The sequence below is a fragment of the Pseudomonas sp. AC112 genome (assembly GCF_979253545.1).
Genome location: NZ_CEEDCM010000001.1, coordinates 4,576,572 through 4,597,502 on the forward strand (window position 1 = coordinate 4,576,572; position 20,931 = coordinate 4,597,502).

Annotated in this window: 20 protein-coding genes and 1 pseudogene; 13 read left to right on the forward strand and 8 right to left on the reverse strand. The window is 62.8% G+C overall.

The features are described from left to right. Window positions 1–319: 319 nt before the first annotated feature. Window positions 320–2,467 (reverse strand): methyl-accepting chemotaxis protein, encoded by a 2,148-nt coding sequence (locus tag AC0IYN_RS21345; RefSeq protein ID WP_406596267.1) that lies wholly within the window; start codon window positions 2,465–2,467, stop codon window positions 320–322. Window positions 2,468–2,799: 332 nt separating this feature from the next. On the opposite strand from AC0IYN_RS21345, the gene AC0IYN_RS21350 reads away from it, so the two are divergent. The 6 genes and pseudogenes from AC0IYN_RS21350 to AC0IYN_RS21375 all read left to right on the forward strand — a co-directional run bounded on the left by AC0IYN_RS21350 (window position 2,800) and on the right by AC0IYN_RS21375 (window position 8,571). Then, window positions 2,800–4,119: a Na+/H+ antiporter family protein gene (locus tag AC0IYN_RS21350; RefSeq protein ID WP_178076901.1), complete on the forward strand. Its 1,320-nt coding sequence runs from the start codon at window positions 2,800–2,802 to the stop codon at window positions 4,117–4,119. Window positions 4,120–4,256: 137 nt separating this feature from the next. Further along, window positions 4,257–5,078 (forward strand): annotated as a pseudogene (locus AC0IYN_RS21355) (cache domain-containing protein); the annotation flags it as partial. 102 nt (window positions 5,079–5,180) lie between these two features. Further along, entirely contained in the window at window positions 5,181–5,936 is a 756-nt protein-coding gene (locus AC0IYN_RS21360; protein WP_471844813.1) for a methyl-accepting chemotaxis protein, read from the forward strand. Window positions 5,937–6,038: 102 nt separating this feature from the next. Continuing rightward, window positions 6,039–6,716, forward strand: a complete 678-nt coding sequence (locus AC0IYN_RS21365) for an RraA family protein (RefSeq protein WP_471843095.1) — start codon at window positions 6,039–6,041, stop codon at window positions 6,714–6,716. Then, on the forward strand, window positions 6,713–7,372 hold the full coding sequence (locus tag AC0IYN_RS21370; RefSeq protein ID WP_457239634.1) for an RraA family protein: 660 nt from the start codon (window positions 6,713–6,715) through the stop codon (window positions 7,370–7,372). Before AC0IYN_RS21365 ends, AC0IYN_RS21370 begins: the two co-directional genes overlap by 4 nt. Further along, complete coding sequence (locus AC0IYN_RS21375; protein WP_471843097.1) at window positions 7,369–8,571, forward strand: pyridoxal phosphate-dependent aminotransferase; 1,203 nt, start codon at window positions 7,369–7,371, stop codon at window positions 8,569–8,571. The genes AC0IYN_RS21370 and AC0IYN_RS21375 overlap by 4 nt, the downstream gene beginning before the upstream one ends. On the opposite strand, the gene trhP is transcribed toward AC0IYN_RS21375, so the two are convergent. Continuing rightward, a complete protein-coding gene (gene trhP / locus AC0IYN_RS21380) occupies window positions 8,568–9,887 on the reverse strand; it encodes a prephenate-dependent tRNA uridine(34) hydroxylase TrhP (protein ID WP_457249015.1) in 1,320 nt (439 codons plus the stop codon). The genes AC0IYN_RS21375 and trhP overlap by 4 nt on opposite strands. Before the next feature lie 224 nt (window positions 9,888–10,111). Between trhP and AC0IYN_RS21385 the strand changes: the two genes are divergently transcribed. The 3 genes from AC0IYN_RS21385 to AC0IYN_RS21395 all read left to right on the forward strand — a co-directional run bounded on the left by AC0IYN_RS21385 (window position 10,112) and on the right by AC0IYN_RS21395 (window position 12,782). Continuing rightward, the gene (locus AC0IYN_RS21385; protein ID WP_457239637.1) at window positions 10,112–10,375 is read left to right on the forward strand and encodes a DUF2790 domain-containing protein; all 264 of its coding nucleotides are present in this window, start codon (window positions 10,112–10,114) and stop codon (window positions 10,373–10,375) included. Window positions 10,376–10,401: 26 nt separating this feature from the next. Beyond that, on the forward strand, window positions 10,402–11,610 hold the full coding sequence (locus tag AC0IYN_RS21390) for a cytochrome c biogenesis protein DipZ (RefSeq protein ID WP_471843100.1): 1,209 nt from the start codon (window positions 10,402–10,404) through the stop codon (window positions 11,608–11,610). 104 nt (window positions 11,611–11,714) lie between these two features. After that, complete coding sequence (locus AC0IYN_RS21395; RefSeq protein ID WP_406596274.1) at window positions 11,715–12,782, forward strand: AI-2E family transporter; 1,068 nt, start codon at window positions 11,715–11,717, stop codon at window positions 12,780–12,782. 3 nt (window positions 12,783–12,785) lie between these two features. Here AC0IYN_RS21395 and AC0IYN_RS21400 read toward each other — a convergent pair whose 3' ends face one another. From AC0IYN_RS21400 to AC0IYN_RS21410, 3 genes are all read right to left on the reverse strand, one after another. Next, entirely contained in the window at window positions 12,786–12,968 is a 183-nt protein-coding gene (locus tag AC0IYN_RS21400) for a hypothetical protein (protein ID WP_078047790.1), read from the reverse strand. 91 nt (window positions 12,969–13,059) lie between these two features. Next, window positions 13,060–13,254, reverse strand: coding sequence for a hypothetical protein (locus tag AC0IYN_RS21405; RefSeq protein WP_068931762.1), 195 nt, complete (start codon window positions 13,252–13,254; stop codon window positions 13,060–13,062). Between the two features lie 224 nt (window positions 13,255–13,478). Beyond that, on the reverse strand, window positions 13,479–13,832 hold the full coding sequence (locus AC0IYN_RS21410; RefSeq protein ID WP_012723373.1) for a hypothetical protein: 354 nt from the start codon (window positions 13,830–13,832) through the stop codon (window positions 13,479–13,481). 156 nt (window positions 13,833–13,988) lie between these two features. On the opposite strand from AC0IYN_RS21410, the gene AC0IYN_RS21415 reads away from it, so the two are divergent. The 3 genes from AC0IYN_RS21415 to AC0IYN_RS21425 all read left to right on the forward strand — a co-directional run bounded on the left by AC0IYN_RS21415 (window position 13,989) and on the right by AC0IYN_RS21425 (window position 17,939). After that, a complete protein-coding gene (locus AC0IYN_RS21415) occupies window positions 13,989–14,807 on the forward strand; it encodes a shikimate 5-dehydrogenase (RefSeq protein WP_471843104.1) in 819 nt (272 codons plus the stop codon). Between the two features lie 104 nt (window positions 14,808–14,911). Then, a complete protein-coding gene (nosP, locus tag AC0IYN_RS21420) occupies window positions 14,912–16,057 on the forward strand; it encodes a nitric oxide-sensing protein NosP (protein WP_471843106.1) in 1,146 nt (381 codons plus the stop codon). Beyond that, entirely contained in the window at window positions 15,999–17,939 is a 1,941-nt protein-coding gene (locus tag AC0IYN_RS21425) for a PAS domain-containing hybrid sensor histidine kinase/response regulator (RefSeq protein WP_471843108.1), read from the forward strand. Before nosP ends, AC0IYN_RS21425 begins: the two co-directional genes overlap by 59 nt. Window positions 17,940–18,078: 139 nt before the next feature. Here AC0IYN_RS21425 and AC0IYN_RS21430 read toward each other — a convergent pair whose 3' ends face one another. Both AC0IYN_RS21430 and AC0IYN_RS21435 read right to left on the reverse strand, forming a co-directional pair. Further along, window positions 18,079–18,744: a response regulator gene (locus AC0IYN_RS21430; RefSeq protein WP_406596278.1), complete on the reverse strand. Its 666-nt coding sequence runs from the start codon at window positions 18,742–18,744 to the stop codon at window positions 18,079–18,081. Window positions 18,745–18,771: 27 nt separating this feature from the next. Further along, on the reverse strand, window positions 18,772–19,311 hold the full coding sequence (locus tag AC0IYN_RS21435; RefSeq protein WP_214498439.1) for a PQQ-dependent catabolism-associated CXXCW motif protein: 540 nt from the start codon (window positions 19,309–19,311) through the stop codon (window positions 18,772–18,774). Between the two features lie 153 nt (window positions 19,312–19,464). On the opposite strand from AC0IYN_RS21435, the gene AC0IYN_RS21440 reads away from it, so the two are divergent. Further along, complete coding sequence (locus AC0IYN_RS21440; RefSeq protein ID WP_457239642.1) at window positions 19,465–20,091, forward strand: response regulator; 627 nt, start codon at window positions 19,465–19,467, stop codon at window positions 20,089–20,091. Window positions 20,092–20,274: 183 nt separating this feature from the next. On the opposite strand, the gene AC0IYN_RS21445 is transcribed toward AC0IYN_RS21440, so the two are convergent. Then, a complete protein-coding gene (locus AC0IYN_RS21445; RefSeq protein WP_406596280.1) occupies window positions 20,275–20,922 on the reverse strand; it encodes a pentapeptide repeat-containing protein in 648 nt (215 codons plus the stop codon). Window positions 20,923–20,931: the final 9 nt, after the last annotated feature.

The window sequence follows — 20,931 nt, forward strand, 5'->3', positions numbered from 1 at the left end:
TAAGCAAAACGCTCTTGCCCCAACACTCGGCACCTCGCCTAGGCTCGGTGTGCCCGTAATCCGACAGGTATTTGGGGGGCCGCCGCCACGCGCCATCCATGGCGCGGGGCGGCTAAACCGGCATCCCTGCCGGTTTACCCCCCAAATCCCTGTCGAATTCCGGCCAGCGTGTTTGACGGGGCGCCTAAGGTCAAAAGCTAGATCAAAAGCCAGATCAAGAGCAGGATCAACAGCGGCTCGCTTCGCATCGTGGTTAGCGATGGGGGGCAACGTTGTGTAGGCCCCATCGCCAGCAAGCCGGCTCCGACAGGTGTGCGTTTTACACGCGGAACTGGTCCATCAATCCCTGCTGCTGATTCGCCAGGCTATTCAACGCCTGGCTCACCCGTGCCGATTCATTCGCTTGCTCGGACAGCGACTCGGTCACGTCGCGAATGGTCGCCACGTTGCTGTTAATCTCCTCGGCCACTGCGCTTTGCTCTTCGGCGGCGCTGGCGATTTGCAGGTTCATGTCGCTGATGACTGTCACCGCATCGCCGATCTGGCGCAGGGCGGTCACGGCCTGGCCAACTTGTTCGACGCTGCCCTGGGCCTGGCGATAGCTGTTGCCCATGGAGCCGACCACTTCTTCGGTGCCGCTCTGCAATTGCTCGATCACCAGGCGGGTTTCTTCCACCGACTCCTGGGTGCGCCGCGCCAGGTTGCGCACTTCATCGGCGACCACCGCAAAGCCACGGCCCGCCTCACCGGCGCGGGCGGCTTCGATGGCGGCGTTGAGCGCCAACAGGTTGGTTTGCTCGGCGATGCCGCGAATCACTTCCAGCACCGAGCCGATCTTCTCGCTGTTGGCGGCCAACCCTTCCACCTGGGTCATGGCCGTGCTCATGTCCGCTGCCAACTCGCCGATGTTGCGGGTAGTGCGGTCGATCACTGTGAGGCCGTCGCGGGTGGCCTGGTCGGCATCCCGTGCGGCTTGCGCCGCCTGTGCGGCACTGCGGGCCACGTCTTGGGCGGTGGCGCTCATTTCATGGGAGGCGGTGGCCACCTGATCGACCTGGCGGTATTGCTGTTCCATGCCGGCGCTGGTTTCAGTCGCAATGGCGGCAGATTGGTCGGCAGTGCCACGGGCGTCCTGCACCGAGCGTTTCACCTCGGCGATGATCGGTTGCAGCTTGTCGAGGAAGCGGTTGAACCAGCCGGCCAACTGGCCCAGCTCGTCTTTTTTGTCGTAGGCCAGGCGGCGGGTCAGGTCGCCTTCGCCGCTGGCGATGTCTTCGAGCATGTGCGCCACGCCGAGGATCGGCCGCGTCACGCTACGCGCCATCAGCCACACCAGGATCAGTCCGACCACGGCGGCAATCAGGCCCAGGCTCAGTTCCAGCAGGGTGCCCTTGGCATTGTCGGCATCCAGTTGGGTTTTCAGTGCTTCGGCGGGGGCGACCAGGACGCTCTCTGGTACATCCAGCAACACGCCCCAGGGCTTGCCCTCCGGGATTGGCGCGAACGGCGCCAGTACCTTGAGCTGATGGTCGGTGCGCAGGCTACGGATCTGTGTACTGCCGGCCAGGGCGCTGATCAACTGCGCGCCGTTGGCGGTATCGACCCGGTCCAGGCGCTGGCTCAGCTTGCTGGCATCCGCGCTGTAGCCGGCCAGCAGGCCCGTGGGGCTGAGGATGCTGACCTGGGTCTGGCCGTCATACAGTTTGTGGCTGGCCTGTTGGCTCACCGCCTGCAGGCTGTTGAGGTTGATGTCCACCGACAGCGAGGCAATGACTTTGCCGTTGACCATCAGCGGGAAGACGATGCTGGTCATCAGCACGTTTTGCCCGTTGATGGTGTAAAAGTAGGGCTCGATCACACACGGCTTGAAGGTGCTGCGCGGGCAGGTGAACCAGGCGTTGGCTTTTTCGCCACTGGGGCTGATGCTGGTGTCGGACATGTCGCTTTCGGGCAGCGCCATCGAGGTCAGCGTGCCCGGCGTCGGTTGCGACCAGTACAGGGCGAAGCGACCTTTGTCGTTACTGCCCAGCTCTGCCTGGCCTGCGAACAGTTCGTCCTTGCCATCCAGGGCGTTGGCTTCGAACACCAGGGACAGGCCGAGCAGATCCGGGTTGGCCTGCAACGCGGCCTTGACCTGGCGGGTCAGGTCTTCGCGGGTGTCGAAGGCGTCGAGAAAGCGCTTCTCGGCCTGCTCGCGCAAGAACAGCACCTGGCGCGAAAAGCCATGGCCGTACTGATAGGCGTCCATGAACTGGCGGCGGATGCCCAGCGCCTGCACTTCACCCTGGGCCTCGATGCGCGCCTGGGCGGCTTCATCCAGCATCTGCATACTGGAGGCCTTGACCTGCTGTGAACTCTGCTCCATGCGATACAACGACAGACCCACCAGCAGGGTCACGATTCCCAGCAGGCACAGGCCGGCGAGCAGGGTGATTTTCCATTGAATGGAGAGCTGCCTAAGCGACATCGGTACATCCTTACCTGAAAACACATAGAAGCTGGTTATCGGCCGATGCCGAATTTTCTTTATTCAAACGATCAATTTAAACCTGCTTTTGTGGTGAGCGAGCTGGCTCGCGCTGGAGTGCGCAGCGCTCCCCTTGATTTTGGGGCCGCTGCGCAGCCCAGCGCGAGCAAGCTCGCTCACTACAAGGTTCGTTTTTTGACATGTGAACCTGCGTCCGGCAAAGTGCGCGCCCTCTAATAAGACCTCCTTCAAGCCTGCACGCTGGTTGCCACCCGATGGCCGCCTGGGCGCGGGCATGCCTGTTTTTTATGTTTCTGCTTGAGGTAACCATGATTAACGCAGTCATTGCTGCGGTCGGCACCATGCTGGTGCTGAGCCTGTCCCGCGTGCATGTGGTCATCGCCATCATCGTCGGCGCCCTGGTGGGCGGCCTTAGCGGTGGCCTGGGCATCGAGGCCACGCTCAAAGCCTTCAATGGCGGCTTGGGCGGGGGGGCGACGGTGGCGTTGTCCTACGCCTTGCTCGGCGCGTTCGCCGTGGCGATTGCCAAGTCCGGCCTGGCCCACGCGCTGGCCGACAAGGCCCTGCTGCTGGTGGACCGCCAGGAAGCCACCGGCGGCAGCCACGTCAAATGGCTGCTGATCGGCCTGCTGTGGGTGGTCGCGATTGCTTCGCAGAACATCCTGCCGATCCATATCGCGTTCATTCCGTTGCTGGTGCCGCCGCTGCTGTACGTGCTGACCAAGCTGCAACTGGACCGCCGCCTGATCGCCTGCGTGATGACCTTCGGCCTGATCACGCCGTACATGTTCCTGCCGGTGGGCTTCGGCAATATCTTCCTCAACCAGATCCTGTTGGCCAACGTGGCCAAGAGCGGCGTGGACATCAGCCAGGTCAACGTCACCCACGCCATGAGCCTGCCGGCGCTGGGCATGGTGGTCGGCCTGCTGGTGGCGGTCTTTATCAGCTACCGCAAGAAACGCGTGTACGACTTGGAGAAAATCGAGCGGGTCGAACAGGTGGCCGTGCAGTACAACCCGCTGACCCTGCTGGTGGCCGGCCTGGCGATTGCCTCCGCGTTCATCATTCAGTTGTGGTTGGACTCGATGATCATCGGCGCCCTGGCCGGGTTCCTGATCTTCTCGGTGTCGGGCATCGTGCGCTGGCGCGACACCGACGACCTGTTCACCGAAGGCATGAAGATGATGGCGATGATCGGCTTCATCATGATCGCCTCGTCAGGGTTTGCCGAAGTGCTCAAGGCCACCGGCGATGTGCGCTCGCTGGTGGAAACCTCGGCGGCCTTTATTGGCCATAGCCGTGGGGTAGGGGCGCTGCTGATGCTGTTGGTGGGGCTGCTGGTGACCATGGGCATCGGCTCGTCGTTTTCCACGGTGCCGATCCTGGCCGCGATCTTTGTGCCGCTGTGTGTACAACTGGGCTTCAGCCCGCTGGCCATCGTGTGCATCGTCGGCACGGCCGGTGCCTTGGGCGACGCCGGCTCGCCCGCCTCGGATTCGACCCTCGGCCCCACCTCCGGCCTGAATATCGACGGCCAGCACCACCATATCTGGGACACCGTGGTACCGACGTTCCTGCATTACAACCTCCCGCTGCTGGCATTCGGCTGGCTGGCCGCCATGACCCTCTGACACCCCGCGCGCTGTAGGAGTCGGCTTGCCGGCGATGGCGTCCATGAGACCGCAATCGCCGGCAAGCCGGCTCCTACAGGTATTTGGCAACTGGCCGATAAACTCTCAGGTCGCCACTAATAAGAGAGAGAAAAGCCATGCGTCTGAGCCTCAAGGCCAAAGTCCTGTCCCTCGCCGTAGTGCCGGTGCTGCTGTTTGCCGTGGTCATCAGCCTGACCACCGTGTGGATCCTGCAGGGCCAGGCCCGCAACGAAGTGGAAGAAACCCGCCAGCGCCTGCTCAATGACGCCAAGGCCACTTTGCAAAGCTACGTCGAAGTGGCCATGACCACCATCAAGCCGCTCTACGACGCGGCCGCTCCCGGTGACACCGCCGCGCGCGCCCAGGTGGTCAAGCTGCTGTCCAACACCAGCTACGGCAAGGACGGCTACTTCTTCGGCTACGACTCCGAGACCATCCGCCTGTTCAAGGGCAACAGCCCCGATGGCGTCGGCAAGAGCTTCAAGGACAACCGCGACCCCAACGGCGTGTACGTCAACCGTGACCTGGTCAAGGTCGGCAAGGACGGCACCCACTACCTGCAATACAGCTCGACCCAGCCGGGCCAGACCGAATTGGTGCCCAAGATGGGCTACACCGAATACCTGCCGAAGTGGGACATGGTCATCGGTACCTCGGTGAACCTGGATGGCATTGAAGCCCAGGTGGCGGTGGTCGAAGCCAAGGTGCAAAAACGCATGGAAGGCGTGCTGCTGAGCATCCTCGGGGTGGCCGTGGTGGTGCTGCTGGTGATTGCCGCCGTCGGCATGCTGCTGGCCAATACCATTTTGCGTCCGTTACACCTGATGAAAGCCAACCTCGACGACATCGCCGCCGGCGAAGGTGACTTGACCCGCCGCCTGGCCATCACCAGCCAGGACGAACTGGGCGACCTTGCCGGTGCGTTCAACCGTTTTGTCGACAAGATCCACGGCCTGGTGCGCCAGATCACCGAGATGACCACCCAACTCACCGGCCTGGTCAGCCAGGTCTCCGACCAGGCCCAGCGCTCCGAGCAGGCCATGGAGCGTCAGCGCCACGAAACCGACCAGGTCGCCACCGCGATCAACCAGATGTCTTCCGCCGCCCAGGAAGTGGCGCGCAGTGCCCAGGGCGCGTCGGTGGCGGCCCAGCAAACTGACGCCGAAGGCCAGGCCGCCAAGCGCGTGGTGGACGGCAGCATCGCGGAGATCCATGCGCTGGTGAACGACATCCGCAGCAGTGGCGTGTCCCTCGATAGCTTGCAGCAGGACGTGTCCTCCATCGTCAGTGTGCTCAGCGTGATCCGTTCCATTGCCGAACAGACCAACCTGCTGGCGCTCAACGCCGCCATCGAAGCCGCGCGGGCAGGGGAGGCCGGGCGTGGTTTCGCGGTAGTGGCGGATGAAGTGCGCGCCCTGGCCAGCCGCACGCAAACCAGCACCCAGGAAATCCAGGGCATGATCGACCGCCTGCAAAAAGGCACCGAAGCCGCCGTGGATGCCATGCGCCGCTCCAGCGACGCCGGTGACGGCACTTCGGCTCAAGCCAACGAAGCCGGAGCGTCCCTGGACACCATGGCGCAGCTGATTGGCACCATCAATTCGATGAACGCCCAAATCGCCAGCGCCGCCGAAGAGCAGACCGCCGTGGCCGAAGAGATCAACCGCAGCGTGCACCAGATTGCCGTGGCGGTGGACAGCGTCGCCGATGAGACCCAATTGGGTGCCCAGACCTCCCGCAGCCTGGCGGACCTGGGTCAGCGCCTGGGGCAATTGGTCGGCCAGTTCCGGATCTGATCAACCATAGCTTGGGCGTATGTTGGCCTAACGTTAATACGAATATACCGATCACAGCCCCTTTGTGAGACTTGAGCCCCAACCAAAACAGGGGCTAATCTCATGTCACTTGCCGACCTTGCCGACCCGCTTCAGCGCCTGGCTGCACTCGACACCAATACGGTTTCCGACGCACTGGACTTCCTGCAACTGCCAGGCGCGGTGGTGGGCATCCTGCCGTTGTGGGACTGCCCCAAAGTGGTGGGCCGGGCGAGTACCGTCAAGCTGGCGCCCAAGACTGACGCGACGCCGACCGCGCACCTGATTTCCCCAGTGATTGACGCAATCACCACCGATGACCGCGTGCTGGTGATCGCCGGCGGCCTGGAGGGGATCTCGTGCTGGGGCGACATCATCGCCAATGCCGCCGTGGCCAAGGGTATCCGAGGTTCGGTGATTGACGGTGCCAGCCGCGATATCGACGGCAGCGCGTCCATTGGCTACCTGGTGTATGGCCGTGGCGTGACCATGATCAGCGCGCGCAATCGCGTGGTGCAGGTCGATGCCGGTGTGACCCTTTGCGTGGGCGGGGTCGAGGTTGCGCAAGACGACTACGTGATCGCCGACCGCTGCGGCACGGTGTTCATTCCCGCTGCGCTGATCGAGCCAGTGCTCGACCTGGGCGAGCGCATCGCCGCGCGTGAAGCCGGCATGGTCGATGCCGTGCGCAGCGGCCGCTCGGTCGCCGATGTGATGCATGACAGCCAATTCGAAGCCATCCGCGTGGAGCCTGCCCGATGAACGATCAACAACTGGTTGCCCTGTTTGCAGGGCTGGACACCCCCGGCGTCTCGGACGCCATGGACAAGCTGGGCATTGCCGGCCAATGCCTGGGTATCGCCCCGCTGGATAATTATCGCGGCACCGTGGTGGGCCCGGCGTTTACCGTGCAATACGTACCGGCCAACAGCCCGCCGGGTTCGGTGGGCGACTTTATTGAAGACGTGCGGCCAGGCGACGTGGTGGTGATCGCCAACGGCGGGCGCACCGATTGCACTGTGTGGGGCGACATCATGACCCAGTACGCCGGCGCGCGCGGCATCGCCGCGACGGTGATCGACGGCGTGTGCCGCGACGTCAGCAAAGCCCTGGGCGATGGCTACCCGCTGTTCACCCGTGGCCGCTACATGCGCACCGGCAAGGATCGCGTCGAGGTGCTGTCGGTGAACCAGCCGGTGGCAATCAGCGGTGCTCGCGTGTGTTCGCGGGACATTGTGGTCGCCGACGCCAACGGCGTGCTGGTGGTGCCTCGCGCGCGTGCCGCCGAAGTGGCGCAGGCCGCGCGGCAGATCGAAGCAGTGGAGTCGCAGATCCGTGCGCAGATCGAGGCCGGCAAGACACTCAAGCAGGCCCGTGAAGCCCTGGGGTACCACACGCTGCAGAGGAAGGGCGCGTGAATACGTTGAACAAGCGCCTGGCCCAGGCGCAACCGTCTGCCACCTACCGCATCATCGACCGCGTCGCCGCCCGCCGGGCCGAGGGGGTAACGATCATTTCGTTGTGCGCGGGAGAGCCGGATTTCGACACCCCGGCACATATCCGCGAGGCCGGGATCGAGGCGATCCGCAACGGTCATACACGCTACACCCAGGTGGCGGGCGTACGCGCCTTGCGCGAGGCGGTGGCGCAGAAGTTCCGCCGCGAAAACGGCCTGGACGTGACCTGGCAGGACACCCTCGTCAGCAATGGCGGCAAGCATGTGATCTACAACGCACTGGCCGCCACCCTGAACGAAGGCGATGAAGTGATCGTGCCGGCGCCGTATTGGGTCAGCTACCCGGAAATGGTCGAACTGTGCGGCGGCACGTCGACGATCGTGGCGTGCGCGGCCGAAGACGGTTTCAAACTGACACCGGCTGCGCTGGACCAGGCAATCACTCCCAGTACCCGCTGGCTGATCCTCAACTCGCCGTCCAATCCCACCGGGGCGGTGTACAGCGAACCGCAGTTGCGGGCCCTGGCGCAGGTGCTGCTCAAGCATCCCCATGTGCTGGTGCTGGCCGACGATATCTACGAACACCTGGTGTTCGATGGGCAGGTTTTTCACACCTTGGCCCAGGTCGAACCGCGCCTGGCGCCTCGGGTACTGACGATGAACGGGGTGTCCAAGGCCTACGCCATGACCGGCTGGCGCATCGGCTTCGCCACCGGCCCGCGTTGGTTGCTGGAGGCGATGGAAAAACTCCAGGGCCAGCAGACCTCAGGCGCCAGCGCGATTTCCCAGCACGCGGCCATCGCCGCACTGATCGGCCCGCAGGACTTTATCCAGCAGTCGCGCGGGGTCTTCGAGCAGCGTCGCGACCTGGTCGTGTCGTTGCTGAACGCTGCGCCCGGTTTGGCCTGCATCAGACCGGACGGCGCGTTCTACGCCTTTGCGTCCTGCGCCGGCTTGCTGGGGCGCACCACGCCCGCCGGCAAGCGGCTGCACACCGACGAAGACGTGGCCCTCGCCCTGCTCGACGAGGCCAATGTGGCCGTGGTGCACGGCAGCGCGTTCGGGCTGGCGCCTTACCTGCGGATCGCCTACGCCCTGGATGAGGCGTCGTTGCGCCAGGCATGCGCGGCGATCCACAGGTTCTGCGCGGCGACCCGTTAGACGTCGCGCATCAGCAGGCCAAAGCGCAGGTCCAGCTCGGCCGGGAGCAGCACATACACGGTGTGCCCATCCCCCGGCGCCACGTCGATGGCCTCGCCGTTGGCGTTGTGCAAGGTGGCCAGGTCAAAGTGAAAGTTGCCGGCGGGCGTCATCAATTCCAGGTGATTGCCCACGGCGAAACGATTCTTTACCTTGACCTCGGCCAGTCCGGCCCGGCGCTCGCCGGTCAGCTCGCCGACGAATTGCTGGCGCTCCGATACCGAACTGCCGTTCTGGTAGTTCTGGTATTCATCGTGCACATGCCGACGCAGGAAGCCCTCGGTGTAGCCGCGCTGGGCCAGGGATTCGAGGTCGGTCATCAGGGTACGATCAAAGGCGCGGCCGGCCACCGCATCGTCGATGGCCTGGCGATACACCTGGGTGGTGCGCGCGCAATAGAAGTGCGATTTGGTGCGGCCTTCGATCTTCAGCGAATGCACGCCCATGTGGGTCAGGCGCTCCACGTGCTGCACCGCGCGCAGGTCCTTGGCGTTCATGATGTAGGTGCCGTGCTCGTCTTCGAAGGCGGGCATCTGTTCATCGGGGCGGTTGGCTTCTTGCAGCAGGAACACCTGGTCGGTGGGCGCACCGATGCCCAGGGTCGGTTCCGGCTGGAACGTTTGGACGATATCCCCCGTGGCGTTTTCCACCGCCGGCGTCGCCTGGTACTTCCAGCGGCAGGCGTTGGTGCAGGTGCCCTGGTTCGCATCGCGCTTGTTCATATAGCCCGAGAGCAGGCAGCGCCCGGAATAGGCCATGCACAAGGCGCCGTGTACAAATACTTCCAGTTCCATGGCGGGCACTTGCTGGCGGATCTCGTCGATTTCTTCCAGGGACAATTCCCGCGACAGGATCACCCGGCAGATCCCTTGCTGCTGCCAGAACTCCACGCTGGCCCAGTTCACCGTATTGGCCTGCACCGAGAGGTGGATAGGCATCTGCGGGAAGTGCCGGCGCACCAGCATGATCAGCCCCGGGTCGGACATGATCAGCGCATCCGGGCCCATGGCGATCACCGGGGCCAGGTCCTTGAGGAAGGTCTTCAACTTGGCGTTGTGCGGCGCGATGTTGACCACCACGTAGAAACGCTTGCCCAAGGCGTGGGCCTCCTGGATACCCAGGGCCAGGTTGGCATGGTCGAACGCGTTGTTGCGCACCCGCAGGCTGTAGCGCGGCTGGCCGGCGTACACCGCATCGGCACCATAGGCGAAGGCGTAGCGCATGTTTTTCAGGGTGCCGGCGGGGGCGAGCAGTTCGGGGGCGAGGATGGGTGGCATGGGCACAGGTCGCAAAAGGTCGCGAAGGTAGCCGAGCAGCGCTGGCGGTTTATTGATCCAGGTCGTCGTTTGGGCTTTTTGTATCGCTGTGTATCGGCAGGCAGGCTGGATACGTATGGATTTACCCGCGCGGGTTTTCGACACAGGCGCGATACCTCCGGAGCATCTAATTGGTTCCAACGAGTCCCATCGCCTCTCGTCATTGAAACCTGGAGCCTACCGCCATGAACACTAAAGCTATCTACGCCGCCTGCCTGTTTGCCGCCCTGAACATCTGCACCTTGTCGGCCCGCGCCGAAGCCACGGCCACTGCGCACACCTACACCTACGGCACTCACTTGGACATCAAGCGCGTTGTAGCCGTGAGCCAGGATCCCACGCCCGCCTGTGGCGTGGTGAACGCGCGCATGACCTACCTGGACTCCCACGACAAGACCCAGGTGCTGGATTACCTCAAGTTCGGCGACGGCTGCATTGGTGATAACTGAGTCCCTGCGGCCATAAGGTGAACATCATGCTACTGATCGCATTCCTGGGCGGCATCCTGACCGTCCTCAGCCCTTGTATCCTGCCGGTGGTGCCGTTTCTGTTCGCCGGCGTTGGCCGAACCCGTCGTGCGATCCTGCTGACACTCGGCGGCATGGTCCTGACCTTCGCGCTGGTGTCCAGCCTGGCAGTGGTCAGCAGTGAGTGGGTGGCGCAGGCCAGTCACACCGGCCGTCACGTGGCGCTGGTCGTGATGGTGCTGTTTGCGCTGTCGTTGATCTCGGCGCGGCTTGGCGCCTGGCTGGCGCGGCCGTTCGTGCTGCTGGGCAACCGCATCGACCCCGACCACCGTAGGCAGCCAGGCCCGCTCACATCGCTGTTGATCGGTGTCGCCACCGGCCTGCTGTGGGCGCCGTGCGCAGGGCCGATCCTGGGGGTGATCCTCACCGGCGCGATGCTGCAAGGCGCCAATGCCCAGACCAGCCTGTTGCTGGTGGCCTATGGGCTGGGCAGTGCGTTGTCCCTGGGCACCTTGATGGTTGCCGGGCGCAGCCTGGTCAATCGGCTCAAGGCGTCGATCCCGGTCACCGGTTGGTTGCGCCGTGGGGCAGGGGTGGCGGTACTGGCGGCGGCGGTGGTGATTTCTACCGGTGCCGATAAAACCTTGCTTGCCGGCACATCGTCCGAAGGCCTCGGCAGCCTGGAACAAGGCCTGCTCGACAGCGTGCCCAAAGTCGTGGACTACGTGGTGAGCAAGGTCAAGGCCGATCCGGCACGCGCCAACGCACAGGGCGCCATGCCCGCGCTGGCCGGTGCAGTCGAGTGGCTCAACTCACCCGAACTCACCCGCGAATCCTTGAAAGGCAAGGTGGTCCTGGTGGATTTCTGGACCTACGACTGCATCAACTGCCAGCACACGCTGCCCTACGTGAAGCGCTGGGCGGAAAAGTACGCCCAGGACGGGCTGGTGGTGATCGGCGTGCACACCCCGGAATACGGTTATGAGCGCATCATCGGCAACGTCAAGGACCAGGTGCGCAAGCTGGGTATCACCTACCCGGTGGCTATCGACAACAACTATGCGATCTGGCGCAGCGTCGACAACCAGTACTGGCCCGCCCATTACTTGATCGACGCCAACGGGCAAGTGCGCTACACCCACTTTGGCGAAGGACGGTACGAGGCGCAGGAGCAGATGATCCAGACGCTGCTGAATGAGGCCAAGGCGCTCAAGTGAGGCGGTCTATGCTTGTTCGATAACCCAGGGGCACTCCCAGGTTTCGCTGCGGACTAAGCAACAGGGCCTACATGGGCCCTCTGCTTTTCTGACATGGACCGGACATGAATCAAACCAACCTGCAATTCAAAACCCTGCTGTTGCTGCTGGGCCTGGTGACCGTCGCCTTTATCTGGATACTGCTGCCGTTCTATGGCGCGGTGTTCTGGGCGGTGATCCTCGGCATCATCTTTGCCCCGATGCAGCGTCGCCTGCAGCTGCGCTTTGGCTGGAACCGCAACTTCACCTCCCTGGCCACCTTGAGCGCCTGCCTGATCATTGCGATCCTGCCGGTGATCATCACCAGCGCGTTGCTGGTGCAAGAGGGCGCTACGCTTTATAAGAACGTGGAAAGCGGCAAGCTGGACGTGGCGGGGTATATCGAGCAATTCAAGAATGTGTTGCCGCCGTACTTCCAGCACCTGCTGGACCGCTTTGGCATGGGCAACCTGGAAGGTTTGCGCGAGAAAATCGTCAAGAGCGCGATGCAGGGCAGCCAGTTCTTTGCGACCCAGGCGTTCAGCTTCGGCCAGGGCACGTTTGATTTCCTGGTGAGCTTTTTCATCATGCTGTATTTGCTGTTCTTCTTGCTGCGCGATGGCCCGGAACTGGTGCGCAAGGTGCGCACGGCGGTGCCGTTGGCCGAGCCGCAGAAGCGCCGGTTGCAGCTCAAGTTCAACCGGGTGGTGCGTGCCACGGTCAAGGGCAACGTGCTAGTGGCCGTGACCCAGGGCGCGCTGGGCGGGTTGATCTTCTGGTTCCTGGATATCCCCAGTGCGTTGCTCTGGGCGGTGCTGATGGCGTTTCTGTCATTGTTGCCGGCGGTGGGCGCGGGGATCGTGTGGGGGCCAGTGGCCGCCTACTTCCTGTTGAGCGGTTCGATCTGGCAGGGCGTGGTGCTGGCGCTGTTTGGCGTGTTTGTGATCGGCCTGGTGGACAACGTGTTGCGCCCGATTTTGGTGGGCAAGGACACCAAGATGCCCGACTACCTGATCCTGATCTCGACCCTGGGCGGCCTGTCGGTGTTTGGCTTGAACGGTTTCGTGATCGGGCCACTGGTGGCGGCGTTGTTCATGTCCAGCTGGGCGTTGTTCGTGGAGAGCAAGCCGCGAGTCAAGTTGCCATTACCCTGAACCTCAGGCATGCAGCCTGAAGTTCGAGGCCTGTTGCAGTTGTTTTTCAGCGGCCGACAAGGACGTAAGCGGGCCGCTGATGGCTTCGCCATCGCGCACCAGGTACCAGCAGGCGAGTAAACCCGACTCCCGAAGACGGGCGGGGACGGCGCTGCCGATGACGGACATGATCTGAACAGTGGGCATAAGGACCTCCAATTGCTATGGGGGTCACCTTACGGGTTGGGCCTGCGTAGGAAAAATCACCTGTCTTGATAGTCGACATCGACGCGAGGCGTCAGTCCACCACCTGATCGAGCATGTTCACCACTTCCTGCTCGCTGACCAAACCCTTGCGCACCAGGTTTTCCGCCAGCAGCGCGAGGAACTTGGCGCTGCGGTGGCCTTCCAGGTGCTTGAGCTCGGTCAGGGCGTTGTAGACCTTGCTGGATGTACAAAGGCCGGCGGTGCGGTGCGGGTTTTGCGTGGGCATGGTCAGTCGTCCTTGTTGTTATTGGGTGGACAGGATCGATAGTGGAAGTATGTCGTGACACAAACATGACAGCGCGAGGCCTGTTCGGGCAAGTAGACATTGGTGTTGATGATGTGCGATTTCGGCTCGATCAGTGTCCTCAAAGCGACCTTGGCGCTGTAAATCCGGACTTTTCAGGCAAAAAAAGGCCCCGCAACCTGCGGGGCCTGTTTCCAGAAGCGTTGTTACCAGCCGCGACCGTAGTAGCCGTGGGGAGGGCCGTAGTAGCCACGGGGTGGGCCGTAATAGACCGGCGCCGGGCGATAATAAACCTGCTGTTGCACATACACCGGTGGCGGCGGTGCGTAGTAGACCGGCGGCGGTGCGGCATACACCGGCTGCGGTTGCACATACACCGGCTGCTGCACATAGACCTCACGCGGCTGGCTGGCAACCACGGAGCCCACGACTGCGGCGCCGACTAAAGCACCCAATACGGCCGGGCCACCCCAACCACCACCGTGGGCGGAGGCTTGGCCTGCCATAGCGAGTGCGCCAACAAGCAAGGCGATCTTGGGGATTGTACGAATCATGGTCATTCCTCGGTTAGCCCCAGCGCTTGTGGTCTGTCATCAATAGACTCAAGTAATGTCGCGGGGATACTTTTAAGACAACGTATTTCTAAAAAACAGCACAGCCGCTAGGTAAAGGTTGTGTAAGGTCTGTACCGATTTGCTTACTCAAAGGAGCTACCCATGCAGATGCACCCCAACAAAGACACCCAACTGTGCATGTCTCTGTCGGCGCGCCCCGGGAATTTTGGCCTGCGTTTTCATAACCACCTGTACGAACAGCTGGGTCTGAACTTCTACTATAAAGCCTTCAGCAGCCAGGATTTGCCCGGCGCGATCGGTGGTATCCGCGCGCTGGGCGTACGCGGTTGCGGGGTTTCCATGCCGTTCAAGGAGGCTGCCATTGCCTTGGTGGACGAACTCGACGATTCGGTCCAGGCCATCGACTCCCTGAACACCATCGTCAACACCGATGGGCACCTCAAGGCCTACAACACCGACTACATCGCCATTGAACAACTGCTCAAAAAGCACGCGGTGCCGACAGACTCGACCTTCGCCCTGCGCGGCAGTGGCGGCATGGCCAAGGCCGTGGCCAGTGCCTTGCGTGATGGCGGCTACGCCAATGGCGTCATAGTGGCGCGCAACGAGGCGGCAGGCCGCGCACTGGCGCAAAACCTGGGCTATGAGTGGCAGGCCGAACTGGGCGACTTGCGCCCTCAATTGCTGATCAACGTCACACCCATTGGCATGACCGGTGGCGCCGAGGCGGATGCGCTCGCGTTTGATGCCGATGCGGTGGATTCTGCCGAGACTGTGTTCGATGTAGTAGCGATCCCCAGCGAAACACCGCTGATCGTGCGTGGCCGTGCCAAGGGCAAGCGGGTGATCACAGGCCTGGAGGTGATCGCCATCCAGGCCCTGGAACAGTTCGTGCTCTATACCGGCGTGCGTCCGACTCCCGAGCAGTTCGAGAAAGCCGTGGCCTTTGCCCGAGCCTGAGGAGTAGCGGCTTCATCCCAACGCATCCCCGACCCAGTACCCAAGTAGCATAGGTCTCCCTCCTGGCCCTTCGTACACTGGTGCCTCAGAGGGGGGAGCCAACGATGCACAACAGTGAAGGCGTAGTCAGTGCCATGTCCCAGGCCACGGATGCCGGGCAGGCCGCCGAAGAGCTGGCGCGGCAACTGCTGCACCCGTACTTGGGTTTTGTGCTGTTTTTCTGCTCGGCGTCCTATGACCTGCAGGCCCTGGGCCAGGCGCTGCAACAGTGCTTTGGCAGCGTACGCGTGGTCGGTTGCACCAGCGCCGGCGAAATCACCCCTCAAGGCTATGGCCGTAACTGCATCACGGCGGTGGGCTTCAACCATGCGCACTTTTCCATCGCCACCGAACTCATCGACCAGGTGGAGCATTTCAGCCTGATCAACGCCCAGGACATGGTCGAGCGGCTGGTCGGCGGCTGCCGCAGCAATACCCTGGCGCCGATCAAGGGCAACACCTTTGCGCTGACATTGCTCGATGGCCTGTCCAGCCGTGAGGAAATGGTGCTGGCGGCCCTCAGCGCGGCCCTGGGGGATATTCCCCACTTCGGCGGTTCGGCGGGTGATGACAACTTCCTCACCCACACCCACGTGTACTTCAATGGCGTGTTCCACAGTGGCGCAGCGGTGGTGGTGCTGGTCAATACCTGGCTGGATTTCGAGGTGTTCACCACCCACCACATCCTGCCGCGCTCGGAAAAACTGGTGGTCACCGGCGCTGACAGTCCCTCGCGCCGGGTCTTCGAACTCAACGCCGAGCCCGCCGCCGCAGAGTACGCACGACACATCGGCGTGGCCGTGGCCGATCTCGACCACCGCACCTTCGCCGCCCACCCACTGGCCGTGCGCATCCACGACCAGTACTACCTGCGCTCGATCCAGCAGGTGCACGACGACCTGAGCCTGAGTTTCTACTGCGCGGTGGAAAACGGCATCGTGCTGACGGTCATGAGACCCGGGCCGATCCTGCCCAACCTGCAAACCCTGTTCGGCGGCCTTCAAGCGCGCCTCGGCGACCTGTTGCTGACCATCGGCTGCGATTGCTTTTTGCGCCGCCTGGAACTGGAAGACGCCGGCGACCTGGAACAGATCGGCGGCTATTTGCGCGACCAGCGGGTGATGGGCTTCAACACCTACGGAGAACAGTTCAATGGCATGCACATCAACCAGACCTTCACTGGGGTCGCCATTGCCCGAGGCCGACGCTGAACTGCTCGCCCAACTGGCCCGGCTGCAACAGGACAACCACAAGCTGGCCCGGATCAACGCGGCGCTGATCGAGCGCATCGAGTCCGGCATGACCCAGGGCAACAACCCCTACACCACCTTCCAGCATTCGGTGGTGCTGGCCGAACAAGTGCGCGAACGCACCGACGCCTTGAACCAGGCGATGGCCGAGCTCAAGGCCAGCAACCACCTGCTGATCAACGCGCGGCTGCGGGCCGAAGCCTTGCGCGGCGAGCAGGTGGCGGCGCAGAAAGCCCAGGAGAGCGAACGCTGGATCCGCCTGATCACCGACAACGTGCCGGCGCTGATCGGCTACCTGAATGCCGACCTGGTCTACGAATTCACCAACAAAGTCTATGAAGAATGGTACTGCTGGCCGCGCGGCATGATGCTCGGCCAGAGCCTGCGCCAAGTGCACAGCGAGCAACATTGCCAGCGCCTGGACGCCTACGTCGCCCGCGCGCTGGCGGGCGAAAGCGTGACCTTCGAGTTTGCCGAAACCAACATCAACAACCAGGAGCGCTACATGCTGCGCTCCTACGTGCCGAATATGCTCGCCAGTGGCGAAGTGGTGGGGATCTTCGTGCTGATCCGCGACATCACTGAACGGCGCCGCACCGCCGAGGCCCTGCACCAGGCCTATCAGCACCTGGAGCAACGCGTGGCCCAGCGCACCTCGGAACTCACGTCGCTGAACGACCAGTTGCTCAAGGAAATCGACGAGCGCCGGCGCATGGAAACCCGTCTGCGCGAAGCCAAGCTGGAAGCGGAGCAGGCCAACCTGTCGAAGACCAAATTCCTTGCGGCGGTCAGCCACGACCTGTTGCAACCGCTGAATGCCGCGCGCCTGTTCACCAGCGCATTGCTGGAGCGCCCCAGCGAAACCCTGGTGCGCAACGTCAGCAACTCCCTGGAAGACGTGGAAAACTTGCTGGGCACGCTGGTGGATATTTCCAAGCTGGACGCCGGGGTGATCAAGGCTGATATCGCCCCGTTTGCCCTGAGCGAATTGCTCGACAACCTGGCTGCCGAATACACCGAACTGGCGCGCAGCGAAGGGCTTGAGCTGCACTTTGTCGGTTGTTCGGCATTGGTGCGCAGCGATACCCAGTTGCTCGCGCGGATCCTGCGCAACCTGTTGAGCAATGCCATTCGCTACACCTACTCAGGGCGCGTGGTACTGGGTTGCCGCCGCCAGCAGCAGCGCTTGCTGATCCAAGTGTGGGACAGCGGCATGGGCATTGCCGAGGACCGGCTTGAAGAGATTTTCCAGGAGTTCAAGCGCGGCGATATCCAGCGTCCGGACCAGGACCGTGGGCTCGGGTTGGGCCTGGCGATCGTGGAGAAAATCGCCGGCATACTGGGCCATCGCATCAGCGTCAGGTCCTGGCCGGGCAAGGGCTCGATGTTTTCGGTGGAAGTGCCGCTGAGTGCCACTGCGCCAAAGTCATTGCCGACGCTGTGCATGAGCGAGCCGATGCTGGAGCGCTTGCAAGGCGCGCGCGTGTGGGTGCTGGATAACGACGCCGCGATTTGCGCCGGTATGCGCACCTTGCTCGAAGGCTGGGGCTGCCAGGTGATCACCGCGCTGTCAGAGCAGGACCTGGCGCGGCAGGTAGACAACTACCATGCCGAGGCGGACTTGCTGATTGCCGACTACCACCTGGACGACGACCAGAACGGCGTGGACGCCGTGGCCCGCATCAACGCCCGGCGCGGCAGTGCGGTGCCGGCGCTGATGATCACCGCCAACTACAGCAATGAGTTGAAGCTGCAGATACGCGAGTTGGGGCACACGTTGATGCACAAGCCGGTGCGGCCGATGAAGCTCAAGACTGCCATGAGTCATCTGCTTGGAAAATAAACACTGAACCCTGCGCACGGAGATCAAATGTGGGAGCTGGCTTGCCTGCGAAAGCGGTGTATCAGTTACGGATGTGCAAACTGACCCAGCGCTTTCGCAGGCAAGCCAGCTCCCACCTCGACCTCGTCGTCCTGACGTTTCAGCGGCGCAGGTACGAGCCGAAATCGATATCCCCAGCGCTGAGAATCGCCTGCACCCGATTGTGTACATTCAGTTTGCGCAGAATCGCCGACACATGCGCCTTCACTGTGGTCTCGGCAATCTCCAGCGTGTAGGCGATCTGCTTGTTCGACTCGCCCTTGGTCATCCGTTCCAGTACCAGCAACTGCTTGCGCGTCAGTGCTTGCAGCAGTTCTGGCGCAAACCCGGGGCTGTCGTTCATGCGGCGCTGCCCGGTGTTCCGCTGGGTGCGGATGATGTCCGGCGGCAGGTACACGTTGCCGTTGAGAATCTGCTGGATCGCTTCGGTCATTTGTAGGCGGGGTGACGACTTGGTGATAAAACCCACGGCGCCGTAGGTGATGGCTTGCAGTACGATCTGCTTGTCTTGCTCGGCCGAGACGATCACCACCGGGATGGTCGGTGACTCGTTGCGCAGGTTGATCAAGCCGTTGAGGCCATGCATGCCGGGCATGTTCAAGTCCAGCAGGATCAGGTCGAGGTCGTCGTGTTCCTGGGTCAAGGCGAGGGCGCTGTCCAAGTCGGCGGTTTCCATCACGTCGCTGCCGGGGAAACCGTCGCTGATGACGTTATGGATCGCCTCGCGAAACAGCGGGTGATCGTCGGCAATCAGAATTTTGTACATGGCCGTTCACCTTCTTGTTGTGGTTTTTTATTCAAAGGGTTCGGGTGTCGCAGCCATCACTGGCAGGTTTGCCGCTTCCCATGCGTCCAAGCCATCGCGGTACCAATACACAGAGGTATAGCCCAGGTTGGCGGCTCGTTTTACCGCGTTCCAACTCAGCCAGCAATCGGCGCGGCAGTAGAACACCAGCGGGCGTGCGAGGTTGCCGCCAGTGAAGGTGTACAGGTGTCGCGCGAAATAGCCTTGCCACTCGGGCGTGAGGTCACCGTCGCCGGTATTGGCCAGCCAGTGGCTGCCGGGCAGGTTGGCATGGGGCTGGTCCTCGATGAAGCGGCCTTGCAGCCATTGGCGACGGTACACATCGACCAGCACGGGTGCGGGTGTCTGGGTCAGCAGGGCTTGCAGGGCAGGGGTGTCGACGATGGTCGCACCGGGCAGTTGAGCAGGCGTAGGGCTGCGGTACAGGCTGACGCGGTAGCCATCGGGGGAAAACAGTGGGGTGTCGGCCTGTACGGGCGTGAAGAACAGGCACAACAGTGCCGCAAGTGGCAGTCGAGCGGGCAGCATGGCGGGTCCGATCCTTATCGTTATGCACCCATTACACGCGAGTCCCGCTGCCTTGGGAATGCGACGATAGACAGGGAAACCAGTACCAAAGTAGTAGGTCGCGGTGGGCGCAGGGGCTCTAGCATGGCGTGAAGCGCAGCCATTGGAGGCACTATGAATATCCTGCTGGTCGATGATCACGCCGTGGTCCGCCTGGGTTATGCCGGGCTGTTGCGCGACGGACTGCCGGGCGTGGTGGTGCGCGAAGCGGCGAGTGGCGAGGAAGCCCTGGCGCGGGTGCACGAAGCGGTGCCCAACCTGGTGATCATCGGCTTCGGCTTGCCGGGCATCAGCGGCCTCGAAACCACACGACGCCTGCGCCAGCGCCTGCCACAACTGCGCGTGCTGTTTTTCAGCCAGCATGCCGAATTGCCGGTGGTGCGCCAGGCCCTGGAAGCGGGGGCCTCGGGTTACCTGACCAAAAGTGCATCGCCTGGGGTGATGCTGGAAGCGGTAGAGCGCATCCTCGACGGCCACACCTATATCGAACAGGACCTGGCCACGCAGCTGGCCTATCAACCCACGGATCGGCGCTTGCAGAGCATGACCCAGCGTGAGCTGGAGATTTTCCTGATGCTCGCCAAGGGCACCCCGGCCCGCGCCATCGCTGCCCAGCTGAGTATCAGCAGCAAGACCGTGTCCAACCACCTGACCCTGCTCAAGAGCAAATTGCAGGTGAGTTCCCATGCAGAGCTGGTGCACCTGGGTATCGACATGGGGGTGGTGCGCGTGGCGGGCTGAACCCACCCCCCATTACCTGTAGGAGCCGGCTTGCCGGCGATGGCGTCACCTGCGTCTGTCTGCTGTACCGAGTTGCCTGCATCGCCGGCAAGCCAGCTCCTACACGTCCTGCTTTTGCTTCGACCACTCAGGCGGGCTGCCAGGCCGCCTTCACCGGCAAGCCAGCTACAGAGTGAGGTGTGTCTAGCGATCCCAGGTGGTAGGGCAGTCCTTGCAGCCTTCCATGTTCGCATCCTGGAAATTCGCATAGTGCTGGCGACTGCCCGTGAGCGTGGCCTTTTCCAGGTTGCTTTCACCGAACTTGGCCTCTTGCAGGTTGGCCTCGCTGAGGTCCGCCCCCTGCAGGTCGGCCTTGCTCAGCCAGGTCATTTCCAGGTCGGCCGCCCGTAGGTTGACCTTGTGCATCTTCGCGCCCGACAGCCTTGCGAATTGCAGGTAAGCCGCGCTCAGGTTGGCATTTTCAAACTGCGCGCCCTGGGCAAACAGGCCCCAGCCTTGCACGGCCATCAGCGTGGCGCCGGTGAAATCCGCCAGGCGCAGGTTGGCCTGTTGCAGGCTGGCGCGGGTGAGGTTGGCGCCTTGCAGCTGGGCTTTCTCCAGGTTGGCCAGGTCGAGGTTGGCGTGGCGCAAATCCGCATCGCGCAGGTCGGCACCGGCCAGGTTCATTTTGCTCAGGTTCTGATTACTCAGGTTGGCGCCCTTGAGGTTGGCGCCGGGGCATTGGCTGTGTTCGGCGAGGGTGCAGCCGTTGATGACGAGGGGGGCGTCGTCGCCATCGTCGGCGTGGGCCAGGGGCAGGCTCAGCAGCAGCAGTAAGGGCAAGAGTTTCATGGCGGGGCC

Excerpts from the sequence above, each read along its gene's own strand:
- AC0IYN_RS21345 (WP_406596267.1), bottom strand. The coding sequence starts at position 2,467 with ATGTCGCTTAGGCAGCTCTCCATTCAATGGAAAATCACCCTGCTCGCC.
- AC0IYN_RS21360 (WP_471844813.1), top strand. The coding sequence starts at position 5,181 with ATGGAGCGTCAGCGCCACGAAACCGACCAGGTCGCCACCGCGATCAAC.
- AC0IYN_RS21365 (WP_471843095.1), top strand. The coding sequence starts at position 6,039 with ATGTCACTTGCCGACCTTGCCGACCCGCTTCAGCGCCTGGCTGCACTC.
- AC0IYN_RS21370 (WP_457239634.1), top strand. The coding sequence starts at position 6,713 with ATGAACGATCAACAACTGGTTGCCCTGTTTGCAGGGCTGGACACCCCC.
- trhP (WP_457249015.1), bottom strand. The coding sequence starts at position 9,887 with ATGCCACCCATCCTCGCCCCCGAACTGCTCGCCCCCGCCGGCACCCTG.
- AC0IYN_RS21385 (WP_457239637.1), top strand. The coding sequence starts at position 10,112 with ATGAACACTAAAGCTATCTACGCCGCCTGCCTGTTTGCCGCCCTGAAC.
- AC0IYN_RS21390 (WP_471843100.1), top strand. The coding sequence starts at position 10,402 with ATGCTACTGATCGCATTCCTGGGCGGCATCCTGACCGTCCTCAGCCCT.
- AC0IYN_RS21395 (WP_406596274.1), top strand. The coding sequence starts at position 11,715 with ATGAATCAAACCAACCTGCAATTCAAAACCCTGCTGTTGCTGCTGGGC.
- AC0IYN_RS21400 (WP_078047790.1), bottom strand. The coding sequence starts at position 12,968 with ATGCCCACTGTTCAGATCATGTCCGTCATCGGCAGCGCCGTCCCCGCC.
- AC0IYN_RS21405 (WP_068931762.1), bottom strand. The coding sequence starts at position 13,254 with ATGCCCACGCAAAACCCGCACCGCACCGCCGGCCTTTGTACATCCAGC.
- AC0IYN_RS21410 (WP_012723373.1), bottom strand. The coding sequence starts at position 13,832 with ATGACCATGATTCGTACAATCCCCAAGATCGCCTTGCTTGTTGGCGCA.
- AC0IYN_RS21415 (WP_471843104.1), top strand. The coding sequence starts at position 13,989 with ATGCAGATGCACCCCAACAAAGACACCCAACTGTGCATGTCTCTGTCG.
- nosP (WP_471843106.1), top strand. The coding sequence starts at position 14,912 with ATGCACAACAGTGAAGGCGTAGTCAGTGCCATGTCCCAGGCCACGGAT.
- AC0IYN_RS21425 (WP_471843108.1), top strand. The coding sequence starts at position 15,999 with ATGGCATGCACATCAACCAGACCTTCACTGGGGTCGCCATTGCCCGAG.
- AC0IYN_RS21430 (WP_406596278.1), bottom strand. The coding sequence starts at position 18,744 with ATGTACAAAATTCTGATTGCCGACGATCACCCGCTGTTTCGCGAGGCG.
- AC0IYN_RS21435 (WP_214498439.1), bottom strand. The coding sequence starts at position 19,311 with ATGCTGCCCGCTCGACTGCCACTTGCGGCACTGTTGTGCCTGTTCTTC.
- AC0IYN_RS21440 (WP_457239642.1), top strand. The coding sequence starts at position 19,465 with ATGAATATCCTGCTGGTCGATGATCACGCCGTGGTCCGCCTGGGTTAT.
- AC0IYN_RS21445 (WP_406596280.1), bottom strand. The coding sequence starts at position 20,922 with ATGAAACTCTTGCCCTTACTGCTGCTGCTGAGCCTGCCCCTGGCCCAC.